The 19,547-nt window shown below is 39.8% G+C and carries 16 protein-coding genes and 1 riboswitch; of the genes, 5 read left to right on the top strand and 11 right to left on the bottom strand.

What is annotated here, in order from left to right; genetic code table 11:
- Positions 1 to 222 precede the first annotated feature (222 nt).
- Both H7992_RS00180 and H7992_RS00175 read right to left on the bottom strand, forming a co-directional pair.
- Positions 223 to 1,737 (bottom strand): succinyl-CoA:acetate CoA-transferase ScpC, encoded by a 1,515-nt coding sequence (locus H7992_RS00180; protein ID WP_187046312.1) that lies wholly within the window; start codon positions 1,735 to 1,737, stop codon positions 223 to 225.
- A 131-nt stretch (positions 1,738 to 1,868) separates the two neighbouring features.
- The gene (locus tag H7992_RS00175; RefSeq protein ID WP_187046311.1) at positions 1,869 to 2,513 is read right to left on the bottom strand and encodes a LytTR family DNA-binding domain-containing protein; all 645 of its coding nucleotides are present in this window, start codon (positions 2,511 to 2,513) and stop codon (positions 1,869 to 1,871) included.
- A gap of 503 nt (positions 2,514 to 3,016) precedes the next feature.
- Between H7992_RS00175 and H7992_RS00170 the strand changes: the two genes are divergently transcribed.
- Positions 3,017 to 3,649, top strand: coding sequence for a CBS domain-containing protein (locus tag H7992_RS00170; RefSeq protein WP_187046310.1), 633 nt, complete (start codon positions 3,017 to 3,019; stop codon positions 3,647 to 3,649).
- A 56-nt stretch (positions 3,650 to 3,705) separates the two neighbouring features.
- On the opposite strand, the gene H7992_RS00165 is transcribed toward H7992_RS00170, so the two are convergent.
- The 3 genes from H7992_RS00165 to H7992_RS00155 all read right to left on the bottom strand — a co-directional run bounded on the left by H7992_RS00165 (position 3,706) and on the right by H7992_RS00155 (position 6,463).
- Positions 3,706 to 4,971, bottom strand: a complete 1,266-nt coding sequence (locus H7992_RS00165) for an MFS transporter (RefSeq protein WP_187046309.1) — start codon at positions 4,969 to 4,971, stop codon at positions 3,706 to 3,708.
- A 94-nt stretch (positions 4,972 to 5,065) separates the two neighbouring features.
- The gene (locus tag H7992_RS00160; protein WP_187046308.1) at positions 5,066 to 5,902 is read right to left on the bottom strand and encodes a class I SAM-dependent methyltransferase; all 837 of its coding nucleotides are present in this window, start codon (positions 5,900 to 5,902) and stop codon (positions 5,066 to 5,068) included.
- A 126-nt stretch (positions 5,903 to 6,028) separates the two neighbouring features.
- Positions 6,029 to 6,463, bottom strand: a complete 435-nt coding sequence (locus tag H7992_RS00155) for a membrane lipoprotein lipid attachment site-containing protein (protein ID WP_187046307.1) — start codon at positions 6,461 to 6,463, stop codon at positions 6,029 to 6,031.
- A gap of 490 nt (positions 6,464 to 6,953) precedes the next feature.
- Between H7992_RS00155 and H7992_RS00150 the strand changes: the two genes are divergently transcribed.
- Positions 6,954 to 7,844 carry an AraC family transcriptional regulator gene (locus H7992_RS00150; protein WP_255428543.1) on the top strand — a complete coding sequence of 297 codons (891 nt, stop codon included), beginning with the start codon at positions 6,954 to 6,956 and terminating at the stop codon, positions 7,842 to 7,844.
- Positions 7,845 to 7,849: 5 nt separating this feature from the next.
- Here the strand turns inward: H7992_RS00150 and H7992_RS00145 are convergent, their stop codons facing one another.
- Complete coding sequence (locus tag H7992_RS00145; RefSeq protein WP_187046306.1) at positions 7,850 to 9,082, bottom strand: MFS transporter; 1,233 nt, start codon at positions 9,080 to 9,082, stop codon at positions 7,850 to 7,852.
- Positions 9,083 to 9,223: 141 nt separating this feature from the next.
- A riboswitch (cobalamin riboswitch) is annotated at positions 9,224 to 9,416 on the top strand.
- 264 nt (positions 9,417 to 9,680) lie between these two features.
- Here H7992_RS00145 and H7992_RS00140 point away from each other — a divergent pair.
- On the top strand, positions 9,681 to 9,908 hold the full coding sequence (locus H7992_RS00140; RefSeq protein WP_187046305.1) for a hypothetical protein: 228 nt from the start codon (positions 9,681 to 9,683) through the stop codon (positions 9,906 to 9,908).
- A 915-nt stretch (positions 9,909 to 10,823) separates the two neighbouring features.
- On the opposite strand, the gene H7992_RS00135 is transcribed toward H7992_RS00140, so the two are convergent.
- On the bottom strand, positions 10,824 to 11,000 hold the full coding sequence (locus H7992_RS00135; RefSeq protein ID WP_187046304.1) for a hypothetical protein: 177 nt from the start codon (positions 10,998 to 11,000) through the stop codon (positions 10,824 to 10,826).
- 120 nt (positions 11,001 to 11,120) lie between these two features.
- Here H7992_RS00135 and H7992_RS00130 point away from each other — a divergent pair, with 120 nt between their 5' ends.
- Entirely contained in the window at positions 11,121 to 13,061 is a 1,941-nt protein-coding gene (locus H7992_RS00130; protein WP_187046303.1) for a GTP-binding protein, read from the top strand.
- A gap of 573 nt (positions 13,062 to 13,634) precedes the next feature.
- Positions 13,635 to 14,792, top strand: a complete 1,158-nt coding sequence (locus tag H7992_RS00125; protein ID WP_187046302.1) for an alpha-hydroxy-acid oxidizing protein — start codon at positions 13,635 to 13,637, stop codon at positions 14,790 to 14,792.
- Between the two features lie 77 nt (positions 14,793 to 14,869).
- Here H7992_RS00125 and H7992_RS00120 read toward each other — a convergent pair whose 3' ends face one another.
- From H7992_RS00120 to H7992_RS00105, 4 genes are all read right to left on the bottom strand, one after another.
- On the bottom strand, positions 14,870 to 15,478 hold the full coding sequence (locus H7992_RS00120) for a class I SAM-dependent methyltransferase (protein ID WP_187046301.1): 609 nt from the start codon (positions 15,476 to 15,478) through the stop codon (positions 14,870 to 14,872).
- 307 nt (positions 15,479 to 15,785) lie between these two features.
- The gene (gene dctP / locus H7992_RS00115) at positions 15,786 to 17,081 is read right to left on the bottom strand and encodes a C4-dicarboxylate transporter DctP (RefSeq protein ID WP_067204191.1); all 1,296 of its coding nucleotides are present in this window, start codon (positions 17,079 to 17,081) and stop codon (positions 15,786 to 15,788) included.
- Between the two features lie 115 nt (positions 17,082 to 17,196).
- Positions 17,197 to 17,898, bottom strand: coding sequence for a response regulator (locus H7992_RS00110; protein WP_187046300.1), 702 nt, complete (start codon positions 17,896 to 17,898; stop codon positions 17,197 to 17,199).
- Positions 17,888 to 19,489 carry an ATP-binding protein gene (locus H7992_RS00105; RefSeq protein ID WP_370569934.1) on the bottom strand — a complete coding sequence of 534 codons (1,602 nt, stop codon included), beginning with the start codon at positions 19,487 to 19,489 and terminating at the stop codon, positions 17,888 to 17,890. The genes H7992_RS00110 and H7992_RS00105 overlap by 11 nt, the downstream gene beginning before the upstream one ends.
- Positions 19,490 to 19,547 lie beyond the last annotated feature (58 nt).

Here is a 19,547-nt window from a genome sequence, read left to right as displayed (position 1 = left end):
TATTTGATTGGTTAGCAAGCCTATATGCTCGGGTCGCATGCTATTTGATCGGATAGCTAGCCTATATGCTCGGTTCGCATGCTATTTGATCGGATAGCTAGACTTTATGCTCGGGTCGCACGCTATTTGATCGGGTGGCAAGCTTCATGCTATCAAATAACCCCCCACCAAAAAAACAGAAAAAGGGTTACCTCGTCAGGTAACCCTTTTTCTATTTGTTTATTATACCAACTCTTCAACAAGCTCGCGCATTGTTCCGTTCTTCGCCAAATTCGCATGCCAAGAGAATGCTTTTTCCAAGACATGTGGCGTATGACCGCCTCTTTCAAGCGCCTCTTCGTAATAAGCGCGAAGTTGCTCGCGGTACATCGGGTGTGCGCAACGTTCGATTATGAGCTCCACACGTTCCCTTGGGGCAAGTCCGCGTAAATCTGCATAGCCTTGCTCTGTAACAATAATGTCGACATCATGCTCTGTGTGGTCCACATGTGAAACGAACGGGACGATACTTGAAATGTTACCGCCTTTTGCCGTTGACTTCGTAACGAAAATAGCAAGGCGTGCATTGCGGGCAAAATCACCTGATCCGCCGATACCGTTCATCATCTTCGTCCCTGAAACATGCGTCGAATTGACGTTGCCGTAGATATCGAGTTCAAGTGCTGTATTTATGGATATTAAGCCGAGACGACGGATAATTTCCGGATGGTTCGAAATTTCCTGCGGACGCATGATAAGCTTGTCTCGATACTTTTCAAAGTTATTAAAGACCTGATCCATCTTCTCTTCAGATAATGTAATTGATGCACAAGATGCGAAACGTACTTTTCCTGCATCAATCAAATCAAACACGGAATCCTGCAGTACTTCTGAATACACTTCTAAATCCTTGAATTCTGAGTTGATCATTCCGTGAAGAACTGCATTCGCTACCGATCCAATTCCTGACTGTAATGGTGCTAGACGTTCAGTTAACCGACCTGCTTGAATCTCAGTACGAAGGAACGTTAATAAATGCTCTGCCATAATTTCTGTTTCTTGATCAGGCGCTACAATCGTAGAAGGAGAATCCAGTTGATCTGTGAAGACGATTCCTTTTACCTTTTTCATGTCAATAGGAATGCCAATCGTACCAATCCGGTCATCTACTTTCATTAACTGAATCGGCGACCTTTCACCCTGTTTACCCGGATCGTATAAATCATGCAATCCTTCCAATTGCGTAGACTGCGCCATATTAATTTCAATAATAATTGCTTTTGCATGTTGCGCGAACGTCAATGAGTTACCAACCGAGGTCGTTGGAATAATCATTCCGTCTTCCGTTATTGAAACCGCTTCCAAAATTGCAAAGTCAATTGGCTCGACAACTTCAGCACGAATAAGTTCTGCGGTATGCGACAAATGATGATCCACAAACAGAAGATCGCCGTTATTAATCTTTTTCCGCATCGTTGGATCTGCTTGGAATGGTAATCTTTTATGTATAATATCAGCTTCAGCAAACAGTCGATCGATATCAGACCCTAACGATGCGCCCGTAAACACATTCACTTTGAACGTTTCGGTTTCCGCACGTTTCACCAATGCCAGTGGAACCGCTTTTGCGTCACCCGCACGTGTAAATCCACTTAACCCTAGCGTCATACCGTCTTCAATCCAAGACGCTGCCTCTGTCGGTGAGACAACAACGTCTCTCAATTGAACATTTTTAATTCGATCCATATGATTTTCCATCCATAGACGCCTCAATTCATAACTTTTAGTTAATTTTAACTTAAGCACTTACATGAATGAGGAATTAGGCGTTGGACAAGGAATTATCCGGTGAAGCACTAAAATACATGATTAAAGCAGCACGAATCAAGTTAAAACCCTAAAAGTTTACGAAAGTAACTGGAATAGGATTGGCTAACTGGTATTCTTGTTCCATTATCCATTTCCAAGACAAAAGTCGAGTGCGTATCAGGATAAATCCCCTTGATGTGATGAACATTAACGATAAAGGAGCGATGACATCGTACAAATGACTCTCGCGGCAATAGATATTCAAACTCTTGTAACGTATTTTTATGAGTTCCTGAAAAACCCTCCGCCATCACATATGTTTTCCGGTCTTTCACCTCAACATATTTTACGCTTGCGAAAGGAACAGGAATCCATCCATCATGTGTCTTTACGGTAACGACAGATTTCCCATCCGTATACACGGGGTATATTGCAGTTACACACCCCTCTAGTTCCCCGTCATGATAAAACGGAACCGCCATCCCATGATAAGGGACACCAAACACATCACGGTTGATGAACTCCGACACTTTTTGTTTCTGGGAAATAGCCTTCTGTGCGATCGTGCCTTCCTTCACGGGATCCCCCGGCCTAATTTTTAAATCAACCCGCTTGCTGGGCAGATAATAGAGGTACTCCTCCGTATTCGACACCACTATAGAGATTTCATCTGAAAACACTTCCCCAATGACATCTAACAGTGTACTGAGACTTAAATTCTCCATTTTTATTACCCCTTTTACTCATTTCACGATTTATTCTTTTGCGTTCTTTCTATTATACTAGAAGTTCGTGCAATTGATTGGCAAAAAATATGGAACCCCTTTGGAAGCCACTGAAAAAGTTTTTTTATATAGTAAGAACTAGTTGATTGTAGTGAAGAGCGGCGACTCCAGCGGGAACAGCGCGAGCTGAAGACCCCGCAGGAACGCGAGGGAATGATGCCTTAATTTCTGCCAAGAACGCAGAAATTAAGGCCAATCGAACCCTTTGCTGTTCGATTGGCTGAAGCCGTGCCCGCGGAAAGCGGCCGCTCGGAACGGAAATCAACGAGATTGAAAGATATCGTACTTTTTCAGTGCCCTCCTTTGGAGTCTATGTATACTGGGATTAACAAGATTTGTTGTATAATTAATTGTACAACTTCCTATATCTTGATTATAATAAATACTATCATAGACTAAAAATTGTGATAATAACAAAAATGAAGTAATGAGGAGGAACAAGCATGCATGTAAGAGACCTACTTTTAGAGCGACTTGACGTTGCCACAGTGAAGATCGATCAAACCGTGAGAGAAGTGCTGGATCAAATCAATGCGAGTGGATATAGATGTATTCCCGTTGTTGACAGCGAAGACTTCTATAAAGGTATGATTTATAAAGTTCACTTGATAGAATATCTGTACGAAGACAATGGGGATGAGAATTCAAAAATCGACCATTTGTTGAAGCATCAAGATACATTCATAACAGAACGTTCCTCTTTTTTAAGTGCACTCATCGAAATTAAGTCACTACCTTTTTTAAGCGTTGTAGAAAACGATAAACTCGTTGGGATATTAACGCATAATAGAGTTGAAAGTGTGTTGGAAGATGCCTTCGGATTAAAAACGGGGGGCATCAATCTTACGCTATCTTCAACTGAAGCTAAAGGTATGATTGAAAAACTGACGAAAACGTTACGCGGTGAAAATATTGAAGGCATGTTTACGCTGGATAATGGCTCCGTTCTTGCTAGAAGAGTAGTTATCACACTTGAAAGCGGAAAGACTGATGCAGAAATCGATAAACTAACCGAAAAACTTGAAAAAGGCGGTTTCAGAATTCTGCAAGTCGATAAAATCGATAAAGTTGATTGAGAGACAAATCGAAAAGCGTTGCACACATCCTACAATGTGTGCAACGCTTTTCAATTTTAATATGTCGTTGTTATCTTTACATCTGGTTCAGGAACACGTGAGAGAATAATGATTCCGATAATGAACAGGATTATCAGGCTGAATACCCCGTATGCAGAGCTTCCAGTCATCTGGGCAGTCACTGCTACCAGTAAAGGCCCCATGACGGACGCAAATTTGCCGAAAATATTATAGAAGCCGAAAAACTCATTCGACTTTTCTTTTGGTACAAGCCTTGCAAAATATGAACGACTCAATGCTTGAATGCCGCCTTGTGACGTTGCAACAAGCATCGCCAAGATCCAGAAGTCCATCGTTGTTTTCATGAAAAACGCATAAATACACACAATGATATAAACACAGATTCCCACGTATAACATCTTTTTCCCGGTAAACTTCTGCGCCAATTTGCCGTAAAGAATTGCGAATGGCGCCGCCACAACCTGCGTGACAAACAAGATAATAAGAAGGTTTTCTGCGCTAATCCCTAAATCCGATCCGTAAGCCGTGGACATTGAAATAATTGTTCCAACTCCGTCTATATAAAAGAAATAAGCCAATAAAAATAAAAAAACTGTCCGGTATTTGCGGATTTCTTTAAATGTACCGCCAAGACGTCTGAAACTACTTGCCAATAAATTTGGTTCACGCTTAATACCATGGATCTGATGAACATTTTTGACCATCGGAATTGTGAACACAAACCACCAAATCGCTGTAATGACAAAGGCTATCCTACTTGCGGTTGACGTCGTAAGTGGAATAATCTCTTTACCTGCTAAAAGAATAATAGCAATACTGATAATGAACGGAATTGTGCTCCCGATATAGCCCAACCCGAAGCCCCTTGCCGATATCTTGTTCATTCGCTCCTCTGGTGTAACGTCCACTAAAAATGCATCGTAAAATATATTTGCCCCATGAAAACCAACGGCTGTAATGGTGTAGATGATCAATAACCATAACCAGTTACCGCCCGGTACGAATGCCAATGAAAGTGTCGCGGCAGTCCCCATCAGGAAAAAGAATAGAAAGAACTTCTTCTTTAATCCTTCATAATCGGCAATCGTTCCTAAAAGAGGTCCAATCATCGCCAGTATGAATGTTGCAATAGCAACTGTATACCCCAAATAAGCAGTTGAATTCGACATACTCACGCCTGCATCTGTCGCCACCGCCTTATAATAAAGCGGAAACACCGCAGTCGTGATAATAATCGAATATGCCGAGTTTGCCCAGTCATAGAAAATCCAACTGTTCTCCTCTTTACTGTACTTCTTCACGCCCTCATTCCCCCTCTCACTCCCTACTTACAGTGTACAATAAGGGGTGTTGAAAAATAATGAAAAATCAAAACTTTACAATCGTACAACTTCACTATTCTGCGATAAATACGTAGGTTGACATCGGTTTAATCGCATGATTCTTTTGAGCTTCTTCTAACAAAATCACTTCAGATTGAATTAGTGATTTTAGTTTTCCAGGCAGATCAACAAGGTTATTAATCTCCTCTTTGTAATCAGCTACGGTCATCGCAATTTCCCATTCAGCATCTTGTAGCTTAAGTGAATGGACGGATTGCTCATTTACAATTGTCCAGCCTGCATTTTCGACAACACGCTTTATATCCATTGGTGTAAATAAGGTACGTACATTTGAAAGACTGCTTTCTTTGAAGCACTCATACTGGTATTGAATAAGCACGGCCAAGAAATGAGGGTATTGCTCAATCATTTGAATTCTTGAATCCCATTCAGCAAAACATAAGGTCTTGCCCCATTTTCTAACCTTCTTTAAAATCCCCTCGAGTTCCTCAAATGATTTTAAGTACCAGGAACAATGTGAGAAAACAATATAGTCAAAACTTTTTTCAGGAAAATCTACCTCTGCTGATAAAACATCAACGTTAAATTCCATTTTAAGCTGCTTTCCTAACTTAGACTGCTGTAAATAACGAGCAGAATCACCTACAGTTATCGGGGCTCCATAATCTGGAGATGCAATATCTATCCCGAGAACAAATCCTTGTTCTCCAACGATATAAGCTAACGCAGCCGTCGTATCCCCCTGCCCACAACCGATTTCTAAAACACTACTTCCTTCTTTTATTCCCCAGGACTCAACGAGCTTAAGACGATGCTCTGTCTGAATTCGTTGAACCTCTTCACTGGAAGCCATACATTCTACAATGTTTGTAATCACGTGATCTTTCATATACACACCTCATTTTATGTAAGTATTTGAGCCCACAATCCCCACCCAAATACCTTTCTAAAACTTCTTTTCGCCAAAACCCCCTATTTCCCCTTTTTTATGCAAGTACCAAGTACCCAAACAAGGTTACTTACTTTTATTATGCAATTCAAATGACTCTTCAAGGTCACCCCATTTTACATTTACTTGTATAACTTCATCTTCGTTTATTTTTGTTCCGCCTTCTGAAGCCCCGCTAGCTGTAAATAATAGCTCTTCAGGGGGCCCATCAAATTCTCTCGTCGTTTCCCCGCCACTAGAATTTGTTTTATGAGCGTATTCAAGTTTCCTTATTGAAGACAATTCTTCTAAAAACCCTTTGTATTTCAATAAAAGTTGATAGCTATCTTCGTTGGAGTACGTTCTATCGCCGTTATCTTTCTTCCACACTTCCGTTCCCCTATATACATATTCGGCTTCCCAGTGTTCACTTTCTCCTTTAAATTTGTAATCATTGCTAACCCTTTTTGCACAAGCTGTTAAAACCAGTATTACTATTAATAACATGATTATTTTCTTCAAAGTAACTTCCTCCCTCAAAGTTATTGAATTAAACTTTTCCACTTTCATCGTTTAAATCCTTTTAAGATGCCCTCGCTTTCTTTATGCAGGTATACATTTGTTCAACATATAGAGTGCATAAAAGATCGAGTAAGTTTATTTCTTATGTTTTCAACCAATTTACAATTACCCAAATTTTAACACTAAACGTAACTGTTGGTTAGTTTTTAACTTAACCAAATACACCATTAACAAGAAATGAAGGATGCATCATGTGCCTGTTGTACTTTCATTCAAATCTTGGATCATAGTAAAATAACTTCTCAAACTTTGATTATCCTATTTTTATAACGTATTCCCAAAATAAAAAAGAGTCCCTAAAGCCCAAAAATTGTATTCACATTCCCCTTCTAAATGATAGAGTTGCTATAGGACAGTTCCCTCTGTTAGGGATGATTAGCTTTTTTATAGAGCAAAGAGGCAGGCGATTGATATCCAACAGTTAATTTTATTGCAGCAAGTAATCGATTATGTGGAGGACCATATTAAAGAGGACATTAAACCTGAGGAACTAGCTAAACTGGTTGGTTATTCTCCTTATCATTTTTATAGGATTTTTAATAACCATGTTGGTTATACAATTATGGACTATGTTTTAAAAAGAAAACTGCAATACGCGTTATATGAATTAGTAAAAGGCGAAAAAATAATTCAAATTGCATTAGATTATGGATTTGAGACGCATTCTGGCTTTACAAAAGCTTTCAAGAAATATTTTGGCAGTCCACCAAGCTTATATAGGCTCCACTGTCCGCTATCATTGCCTCAAAAAATTGACCTTTTGAGCCTTAGGCAAAAAAAAGTAGGTGGCATTGTTATGCAACCGAAAATTGTTCAGAAACCAGCTTTTACTATTGCCGGTAAAACATTTGAGAGTGGTATCGAAAATGTCTTTTACACAAGAGATGCACCTGCCTTTTGGGACCAAAGAATTTCCCCGGATGAATCAATCGAAAGCACTCTGTACGAAGCATTGTCTCCAAAAAAACATGGAGAATATTGTATCAATCTTAGTAGCGTCGAATTAGAAGATAGATTTACTTATTTATTCGCGGTAAATTATGATCGAGATGTTCAACTACCTGCTGGACTGACAAAACTGCAAATTCCAGATGCTACTTATGCGGTTTTTAGGACTCCACTTGTTGAAGTCGAACAGTTTGTCTCTTCCATCAAGGGAACTTGGCTCTATATTTTAGAAGATTGGCTACCTCAATCTCTTTATGAAGTCGATGAAACATGCTATGACTTTGAATATTACGATGAACACTGTCATGACTGGGATTACGAAAAAATATATATGGAAATTTACCTGCCGATCAAAGAAAGAAATAGAGAGTGATCAATTCACTCTCTAGACTTGTTTAAGACAACTTTATATAAAAGTAATACAGGAGTTAACAAAATGGCACTAACAATGATAGCAATTTTTATTGTAAAGCTCGATGCTATAATCCCAATTACCGGACCACCTCCAATTTGACCAATAGCGTCCACTTGTCCCTTAACCGAAAAGAATGTTGCACGTACAGAGGAATCAGGAATAATTTTATTAAGCCAAATATCCTCTAATGGATACATGACTTGCCTTGTCACTTGAATGATTACATAAAAAATTAGCAAGCTGATCATATACGTTGAGAATGCAAAGCCAATTAATGAAATGACGATGAAGAAGCTGGCCACAAAAAGAACAACATAAATCTGCCTTAGATTTTGGTGGATAGCACTTCGATTCATAAAATGGAGTGCTGCAAAGGAAATAAGCACGACAATGAACTGAATTCCCCCCATTATCACAACTAACTTCTCATTCGTTAACGAAGATATATTTGAGACCTCCAAAAAATGTGCGATCCATAATCGGTCAAAACCTTCACTATAAAACCCAATAAATAAAGCAATTAGAAATAGCATCCTTATGATGAAGCTCGCTTTGGAATGCGAAATAATATTGCCCACATTCTCCTTCATACTTCCCAGCGTAGATATTCTTCCTTCTTTATCTAACGGTTTGAAGTTTTCTTCTTTCATGAAAATCATTAAATAGACGGCTAATCCAATCATACATAGCCCGCCGATAATGATTGGTAGGTTAATCATAAAATAGCCCATTAAAATACTGAGCGGAATAGCTATAATTTGTCCAAGATTACCGGCCTTTGCCCCTTTTATAAACGCTAGTGAAGCACGTTCCTCCCCTATTTCATCTGCAATCCAGGCTTGCTGAGAGCCGCTAGTAAAGGTATAGCCAATCCCCCATGCAATTTGAGCCACCAGCACCGTTACAAAATAGGGAAATACCCCTTCAATTAAAAAACCGATTCCTATTAATATATACCCAATTATTAAAGATAACTTCCGACTTTTCAAATCCGAAACAACCCCAGTTGGAATCTCAAAAAGAAAAACGGAAAGCTCCAAAACGGTCCCAATTAACACAAGTTGAAGCGGATCAAGCTTTACAGTTTGCACATGGTACAACAAGTTCACCGTAAATATAAATGTGAAAAATAATTGTGATAAGAAGCATGTAGAAATGTAAACTCGATATGGATCTGTTGTTTTTATTTTATTCATTTTCTATCCCCCCAGCTTGATTATAGTAAGAGGGATAGACATTTTCTTGTCCAAATTTGCGGTAATGGGCCATTAATGAACCCCTTGTTTAGCAATCGTGTTAAGTCAGACAATATGTATGTTATAGTAAAAGCACAACTGAATAACGTGTAGAAATTAGGTGCTTTTTTACGTTTGTATAAAAGCTTAAAAGGGAAGTTCGGTGAAAAACCGACGCTGTCCCGCAACTGTAAATGGGAGTACTCTTTTCAAATCCACTGTTCGTTACGAATGGGAAGGGAAAAGAAAGCGATGATCATGAGCCAGGAGACCTGCCTATTTCAGTACACACCAATTCCCTACGCGGATAGGAGGTGTTAAGTGCGGCTATGATCGAGCAATTTCTTGTAAAAGCCGCCGTACGAAAGAACGTAATACAAAAGAAACATAAGAGGACTCAATACCTCTTATTTCACTGTGCAGTCAATAGTGTACTTCTGTTTACGAACCATTCGTTACGGCAACAAGCGACCATACAAATTTACGCATACTAGCATCTTCCTTACGTTTAACTAGGAAGATGCTTTTTTATTTCCATAAAAGAAAGGGATTTTAGCCAATGAAACTTGGAACAAAAGAATATTATCTGGACGCATTCAAACATGTCTTAATGACAAACCTCATCATAAGCGAATCACAATCACTGTCTTCAACCTATTCTTATTACGAAGAACAGATTGGAAAAACAACAACTATAAACGAAGAGGAAAAAAACCTTTATTCACGTAACCTCCAAAAAGCATTCGATGAAATCAAACACGAAGTAATCGGTTCACCAGAAGATTAAGCTGAAAAAACAACCAGTAAATAACTGAATCCAACACTATATATGTTGAACAAATGAATACGGCGTTTACGCTACAAGGGCTTTTGGGAGGCCACTGAAAAAGCCCTAATAATTAGAGCAAATTAGAATTCCTACCAATACCGCTTCGACGCTTTGTGGATGCCTCCCGCGAAGTCGCGCCTGCGCTGGGTGTTCTATTTGAGAAAGCGCATTTCATTATCTGGGATGAAATCTGCAACCTGGATTGCGTCTTTCTTGACTATAATTATATATGTTGAATTCGGTATATATACTGAGCGAAGGCGCCTTAACAGGGGCATAAGACTGGCGGCGAAGCTGCTTGGCTTATGGCGGGAGGCATCTCCTAGCGCCGTAGCGGTTCAATGGAATTCTTTATTTCAATTTTTATAGTAGCAACTAGTAATCACCTTACAATCTCGCCCTATACATCTCAAAATGACATTTCTCTCGATAATGAATAACCTAGCGCAGGCGCGGCAAAGGGGTCGCCGAAGCCGTAAGACTGGATGCGAAGCGTTAATCCAGGCTTAGGGCGAGAGGCATCCCCAAAGCGCCAAGCGATCTACAATCCACAACCCGAATAACAGCTCTCTCATTATTGAGCACCACAACTGATTCAATAGGATTCTTTAATTCAACATATATAGCCGCTTCTTGTACAATTACTTTGGATTGCTTTGAATTGAACGACCTCTATATGATTACCGAGATGTCTTGATGTGTAGGGATGCGACAGGATTATCTAGGAGCAATGAACTGCAATTCCTAGCCACACTTGCCCATCGGTAAAGATGTTATAAATAGTTCGCCGAAAGCGGACTGGAAATGATCCAGTGAAAAAGGCATCAAAAAAAACGTGGCAGTCATAATAGACTTTCCACGCTTTTAATGTACTTACAGTTCCTGATAATTCCTCTGATGCGTACCACCGTCTTTTACATCCGCATGATACAACGCTTTCAAAGCAAAACTCTTCTCTAAGTCAAGCTCTGCCATTATCTGTTTCAGACGTTTTGACAGCTCTTTATCATTCTTTACAAGCTGTTCCATTTTCGTTCTTGAATATTTCAAAATCTGATTCCTCCTTCACATTCAGTTTGTCTTTACAGTATAACACCTATTTAAGGTCATTCGCCCAATTCAGATTTGCTATACTACTGGTAGTAGCAAGAAATGGACAGGAGCGACATCATGTATAAAACAATTGGCATACTTGCACACGTAGATGCAGGAAAAACAACTTTTTCTGAACAACTGCTTTATCATACAAAAAGCATTAAGCAGAGAGGACGCGTGGACCATAAAGACGCCTTCCTCGATAGCCATACAATTGAGAAAGAAAGAGGTATTACGGTTTTTGCAGACCAGGCATCCATTTCCTATAACGGATCTACCTACTACATTATCGATACACCTGGACACGTCGATTTTTCTCCTGAAATGGAACGCGCTATTCAAGTAATGGATTATGCCATTATTATCATTAGCGCAAGCGATGGCGTGGAAGGTCATACGGAAACCGTGTGGCAACTGCTCCGCAAACATCAGGTACCCACATTCTTTTTCATCAATAAAACGGACCGTGAAGGAACCGACATTGCAAGTGTACTCCATGAAATTCGCACCAATCTATCGGAAGACATCTGTGACCTTACATCCTCTTTCAATGAAGGAATTATGGAAGATGAACTCATTGAATTTATCGCAGAACGTGATGAAGCACTTCTTGAGACCTATTTGGAATCAGGTTACGACAACGATTTGTGGCTTGCAACATTAAAGAAAATGATTAGCGACAATAAAATCTTCGCCCTCTCCAGCGGTTCTGCACTCAAGGACATTGGTGTCATGGCGTTTTTCGAGAAGCTCGATTTATTGACAACAACTTCTTACGATGATGATAGTGATTTCGCTGCACAGGTCTATAAAATCCGCCATGATGACAGTGGTAACAGGGTCACTTTCCTTAAATCACTAAGCGGTACGCTAAGCGTCAGGGATGGAGTGAATTATGGAGATTACACGGAGAAAGTGACACAGATACGCGTTTATAACGGTAATAAGTTCAAAGCAATCGATCATGTTCATGCCGGTGAACTGTTCGCCGTTACTGGATTAACGCAAGCGGCCATTGGTGATGGCGTTGGAGCACTAGAAGAAAAAGCGACCTTTGACATGATGCCTACCCTTAAGTCAAAAGTTATTTTCGACGCTGCCATCCATGTGAAAGAAGTACTTCGATGTTTTAACCTACTCGATGCGGAGGATCCTTCTTTGCGCGTCTTCTGGGATGAACATTTTCAAGAAATTCATGTTCACGTTATGGGCGTCATCCAGCTCGAAGTACTCCAACAAATTGTTAACGAGCGTTTTTCGATTCAAGTCTCCTTCGGTGAACCTAAAATCCTGTATAAGGAAACCATTGAAACATCCGTAACGGGTTATGGTCATTTTGAACCTTTAAGGCATTACGCGGAAGTACATCTTTTAATTGAACCAACCGAAAGGAATAGTGGCATACAGTTCGACAACGTCTGCCATGCAAACGATTTACTTATTGGTCACCAAAACGTAGTACGCAGCCATTTATTCGAACGAGAGCATCATGGTTTATTAACCGGCTCAGCTCTCACAGATGTCAAAGTAACGTTACTGACAGGACGAAGTCATAACGAGTACACATCAGGAGGTGACTTTAGAGAGGCTACTTTCCGGGCTCTGCGACAAGGTTTAGAACAAGTACCCAATACGTTGCTCGAACCCTACTACGATTTCAAAATAAAAGTGGACTTGGATAATATGGGAAGAGTGCTGTCAGACATTCAACAAGCACATGGCAGCTTTGACGCACCAGAAACAATTGGCGAAAAAGTTATTGTAAAAGGGCGTGTGCCAGTTGCTACTTTTATGAATTACAGCACCGTCTTTGCTTCATTCACCCACGGTAAAGGAACGCTTAGCCTGTTATTCGGGGGCTATGACCGCTGTCATAACCAGGAACAAGTCATTGAAGAAATCGGTTATAACAAAGAAGCGGATCCCGAATACTCATCCACTTCCATTTTCTTGACCAAAGGAAAAGGCTATTCCGTCCCGTGGGATGAAGCCGAGAAGGCAATGCATTGTTTATAAATAAAACCTATTGTCATGTCTGTTGATTAACCAAAGTAACCAGTGAGTAACGTGATCACCTACTGGGCGCTATGTGTATAGTTGACTTTGGACTGCTTTGGATAGAGTGACTTCTATACGATTACCGGGACGTCTAGATATGTAGGAATGCGACACGCAACTATTCGCAACAGGATTACTGAAAAAAGTGTGGCTAGAAGTGAATCCGTCACTTCTAGCCACACTTGCCTCACGGTAAATATGTCGTGATTAATTCGCCGAAAGCGAACCGGAAATGATCCAGTGAAAATGGATTATTCCAAGCCCTGCTCACCAGTATTTTATTCGAATAAATGGTTAATCAACAGACGTGACCCATTGTTGTTTTATTCATGCAGCATAGACCGCCTGTACTTTTAGACTATTTTAAATAAATCGCGATTGACTTTAATTTCAAATGAATATACGATTACTACTATTATTAATTCTATGAAAAACTTCTTAGAAGAGCGGCCAGCTAGTAAAACTTATTTCAAAGATTCGAGTGTTTTTATTAAAAGAAAACCAATTTCCTTATGAAGGGTATGAACCGATTTGACATCAACTAGAAACAACGACTTACTATTACAAAACATTGTCCCCGCTGAATCATTTCCGGTTTCGTTCAAAGAATTGGAAGCGGCTGCTAAAGAAAAGATGCCCGCTGGTGCATTCGGCTATATCCAATCTGGGGCGGGTGGTGAAGAGACGTTGCGAAAAAACGTCTCCTCTTTTTCAAAATATTCCATTGTCCCCCGATTTCTAAATGATGTTTCTACATTGGACACGTCTGTAAAATTATTCGGCCATACATATCCTTCTCCTCTATTAATTGCACCTGTGGGCATGCAAAAAATCGCACATGAAGAGGGCGAGATTGCTACTGCTAAAGCAGCAGCCACGCTTGGCATTCCATTCATTCAAAGTACAGTATCTGGCTTTTCAATTGAGGAGGTTGCAGAAGCTACTGGCGACAGTCCAAAATGGTTTCAGCTCTACTGGTCAAGCACTAACGATGAAATTGGTTATAGCATGGTCAAGAGAGCCGAGGAAGCTGGTTTTGAGGCCATTGTCTTAACAGTTGACACAGTGATGATGGGATGGCGTGAAGAGGACGTACGCAATCAATATTCCCCTTTGAAACTAGGATTCGGCAAAGCGAACTATGAAACAGATCCGGTATTTTTGTCCTCCATTCCAACTAACGATTTTGACTCCATCATTCAAGGGATACTGGATAATGTTTACCACCCTACACTTAGTTGGGCCAAAGTCATGGAGTTAAAGAAAAGAACGTCCTTGCCAATCCTCTTAAAAGGGATTTTACATCCGGAAGATGCTAAGCTCGCTATCGAAAACGGCATTGATGGCATTATCGTTTCAAACCACGGCGGGCGTCAGCTTGACGGGGTTATTACTAGTATTGATGCTCTACCAGCAATCGTAGAAGCGGTAGGAGGTGAAATTCCTGTACTATTAGATAGCGGAGTTCGTCGAGGCACAGATGTTGTCAAAGCACTTGCACTGGGGGCTGATGCAGTTTTAATCGGCAGGCCATTCGTGTACGGATTAGCGGTAGATGGACAAAAAGGCGTTGAAAAAGTATTGGAGAATATCCTTCAAGAAATGAAAGTTTCCATTTCATTATCGGGCGTTTCTGCTTTAAAAGATCTTCGCAACTTACTAACAACGAATACTCCTAAAGCTTTTTAAAAATAACGAAATACTTCATCTATAAGAGAAAAGTAAAGCCACGTTCCGCCTGGAACGTGGCTTTACTTTTTGTCGGATTAATCTCCAAGTCGAAACACCAAAAAAAGTTCGTTGGGGTCTTTTTCATGCATGCTGGACACCTTTACTCCCTTTATCAGCTCAAAAGGAGTGCTCGTTTCAAGGAACTCAATATAATCACTCGTCGGATAATAAAGGATAATATCTACGGATCGCTTGTGCTGGTCGACTGACCGTAGAACGTTAGCAATAACCGTCATGAAAATCTGGATTGAAAAAGGATTGAAGAAATAAAACCGGTTATCCTCCGCCTCCACTTCATATTCCTCTGCCAGACAGCATTCAAAGCTGATGAACGTGTTTGACCGTTTGACTTTTTGCATATAACTTGCTTGGTTTTCAAGTGCTTCCTGATACAGTTGCCCACTCATTTCAATGCCTGTAACCGAAACACCACATCGATTATGTATATAAAATGGCAGCCTGCCTTTGCCACACCCAAAATCCACTAATCTGTCGGTTTTCTTTAATTCATAGACCTCAAAAAAATCATCCAATGCCTTATAGGGTGTCGCTTCGTAGCGGTTATAATGAGAGGACTGATGCAGCCATTCACGCACTCCAACAGTATTAATGCGCAGTAACCGATCGCATTCTTTATCATACATAGCCATTTCTCCCAACTTGTTTATACCCATTGTATCAAAACACCCGAAAAAAACTTGGACATTTTCAAAACATGCCCAAGTTTTTTATTCTAGATAAGTTGAAATAAAGATTCCCTTTAAATCCGCTACAGCGCTCGGGGATGCCTCCCGCCCTAAGCCAAGCAGCTTCGCCGCCAGTCCTAGGGCATCGGCTACTCCTTATAAGGCGCCTTCGCTCAGTTTATTTAGGTATCCAATTGTTCAACATATATACTCTTTGCTATTGTGGTTAATTTGGCGTTATATGCCTTACTATCATTCTCCATCCTTACTTAAGCGTCGAGTTCAATACAGCTACTTGCCCAGCCTTCTTGGTGGCTTTCATTTCGGAAATAGCTTCCAGATGTTTCGTTGTATCAAATTCATTAACACTTTTCGCCACTACCATTGTAGCGATTCCGTTTCCGATTAAATTCACAATCGCACGTCCTTCACTCATAAAACGATCCACACCAAGAAGCAATGCTAACCCTTCAAGAGGAATGATTTGTAATGCCGCTAAAGTTGAAGCTAAAACGATGAATCCGCTGCCTGTAACGCCCGCAGCTCCCTTTGAGGTTAACATTAATATTAATATTACTGTAATTTGTTGTCCTAGTGTTAAGTCGACACCAAACACTTGCGCCAAAAAGACGACCGCCATTGAAAGATAAATAGATGTACCATCAAGATTAAAGGAATAACCTGTCGGGATTACGAGGCCAACAACAGATTTTGATGCTCCGTAACGCTCCATCTTATCCATCATTCTTGGCAGAACAGATTCTGAAGAACTTGTACCTAAGACGATTAGTATTTCTTCCTTGATGAATTTCAGGTAATTCCATAAGCTAAATCCATTCATCTTACAAATGATATTTAATATGACAAAGATGAATAAAAACATTGTAATATAGACTGACATCATTAATTTACCCAGTGGTACCAGTGAAGTCAGCCCGTAATGACCAATTGTATATGCCATCGCTGCAAATGCGCCAATCGGGGCTGCTCTCATGATATAACCTATAATTTTAAAGAAGACGAGCGAGAGTTTATCCATGAACTCTATAACCAATTTGCCCTTCTCGCCAAGAGCGGCAAGGCCTACACCAAATAAAATGGAGAAGAATAACACTTGTAGAATATCGCCTTTTGCAAACGCATCGACCATATTAGAAGGAACAATCTGAGTGACAAACTCAATCCAGTTAATACTTTGTCCACCTTCAGCAGTATATTTTGATACATCGCCTTTTTCAAGTTCATTGTAGTTGAGTCCTGCTCCTGGTTTTACAAGATTAACAACGATTAACCCAATAACAAGCGCTAATGTTGTAACAACCTCGAAGTAAATAAGAGCCTTACCACCAACTTTACCAACCTTTTTCATATCTCCCATTTTCGCGATCCCAAGTACAATCGTTAAGAATATAATAGGGGCTATGACCATTTTCACAGCATTTATAAAAGTATCTCCTAGTGGCTTCATTTCTTTTCCGACGTTTGGCCACACGAGCCCCACTACTACCCCAATCACAATTGCGATTACTACTTGAACGGTTAAATTCTTAAATATTCTCACCTTTAATCCCCCTTTAAACTGAATACTTCATCATTACTAATTAATACAAATGATAGCGCTTTCAGTAGGGTGTGAGAAGTTTATGGTCATAACGGCTATTTTGGTCTTTTTGGTCTTACTTTTTTTGCTGATTGGATACATAACGATTTATAGGTCTTCCAACCCCTCCGTATTGGACATCGAGGGTAATGCCACCGCTTTTTTCCAGGTAATCTAAATAGCGGCGAGCAGTCACTCTAGCTATTCCGATTGCACCTGCCACCTCTTCGGCGGAGCGCGGACCGTCTTGGTTCTGAACATACATCGTAATTTCATTTAAGGTGAATTCATTCAAACCTTTTGGTAAATTGTTGCCTGTGATTTTCTTTGAATGCTCGGAGTAAATCAGTAAATCAAGCTGTTCTTGTGAGATCACTTCAGATGCATTCAAGCTTGTCCTGTATTTCCGATATTTCTCCAATGCCTGCTGAATTCGCTGAATTTTAAATGGCTTAATAATATAATCCATCGCACCATTTTGAAGCATAAGCTTAATTGTTTCGCTGTCTTTAGCGGCAGATACGACAATCACATCTGCCTCCAATTTTTGTTTTCTGAACTCTTGTAATGTCTTGATCCCGTCTTTTTTTGGCATATAAATATCTAATACTACAAGATCTGGACTTAATTCTTTCAAAAGTCTAATTCCCTCTTCGCCATTACTAGCGACGGCCACTACTCGGAATCCTTTTATACTTTCAATAAACTCTCTATTTACTTCTTGAACCATTGGATCGTCTTCAATCAGTAGTACCTTTATTTCTTCTTTACACGTCATACAACTCATCCTCCACTTCCATTGGGAAGGTAATAATGATTGAAGTTCCTTCACCCTGTTGGGATGAAAGGTCAATTTTGCCTCTCCCTTTATCAACGATCTGTTTTATCAAAAAAAGCCCGTAACCGGTACCTTCAGATTTGTTCATCGTAAATCCTTTTTCATAAAGTCTTGGTAGGTATTCTTCGCTCATGCCAGATCCATTATCCTCAACCAATACGGCACACACGTAAGCTGACTGTTCAAAACTAATATCAATTCTTTTATCCTCAGTCTCAATTTGATCGAACGCCCCAAAAGCATTTTCTAGTAGATTACCTAATAACACAACAAAGTCATGTTGGTCTAGTTGATTGGGAAAGGCGGCAAAATAACTATTTTGATCAACCTCAACAGTAATCCCTAATTCTTTTCCCCTTCTTACTTTGCTTAAAAGGAGACCTGCAACTGCATCATTTTTAATTTTTTCATTCAGAAAACTTGTTACATTTTCTTGCTCTTCCGATGTATTAAAAGCAAGTTGCAACGCTTTTTCAGGTTTCCCGAGCTGAATTAGACCAGCTATCGTATGAAGTTTGTTCATATGTTCATGGCTTTGAACCCGCAATGCCTCTACAAAGTTTTTGACACCTGTTAATTCTTCGGCAAGCTTAGTCACTTCTGTACGATCCTGAAAGATTGCTACAGCACCAATTAATTCGTTATCCTTTTTAATCGGTATACGATTACTTACGATCACTTTTCCGCTTACCTTTATCTCCTCATTATATACCGCCTTATTTCTTTCAACAATTTCAGGAAGCCTTGTGTCCTTCAGTACATCGCGAATTGGTTGACCTATAAAATTTCCTTTTACATTAAATATCATCTTTGCTTTCTCATTAAATATCGTAATAATTTCTTTATTGTCGATTGCAATAACGCCTTCATTCATTGAATGAAAAGTAGCTGTTCTTTCTTCATGCATTCTCTTAATTTCATATGGCTCCAACTGAAACATTTGTTTTTTAATATGATTAGCAAGCATTGCTGAACCTATCAAGCCAAATAATAATGTTAATACAACAATTATAAGAATGTCTGTTGTTAAATCGCCCATAATTTCAATAAAACTCGGGATTTTATTGCCAACGACGACAACACCGATTTGGTTTAAGTCTGAATCCTTAATCGGTACAAATGCCCGAATAACGGTACCAATCTCTCCTTCTGCCTTCGAAAAATAGATATGCTCCGCAAAAGCCGGCTTTTCATCCTCACCTGTCGAGGGTTTTCCTAGCATTTCCTTTACAGGATGAGAATACCGAATTCCATCCGTATTCATGACAACAACATAATCCGTATTATTAATGAGTCTTATTTCATCGACAACGGGGTTCACTATTTTCCACCCTATTGGTTCTTGGACTGCTTTTCTTATATCTGATAGTTCAGCTACAGTTCGTGCCGTGTTCATAGATCTGATTCTTAATTCTTTTTCCTCTTTTTGTTGAATGTTAGCAATGATGACAATTCCGCCGATCAACAATGAAAAGATAACTACCGCATAAGATAAAGTCATAATTTTCCAACGTATAGGTAATTGTCTCATTTTCAGTTCCCCTTTCCTACTATTCATCTTTACGAATCGCAATTTTCTGAGTATGCTT

This window comes from Sporosarcina sp. resist (assembly GCF_014302295.1).
GTDB lineage: Bacteria > Bacillota > Bacilli > Bacillales_A > Planococcaceae > Sporosarcina > Sporosarcina psychrophila.
Note: the sequence above shows the minus strand (reverse complement) of the source record. Positions and strands in the feature narration are given on the sequence as shown.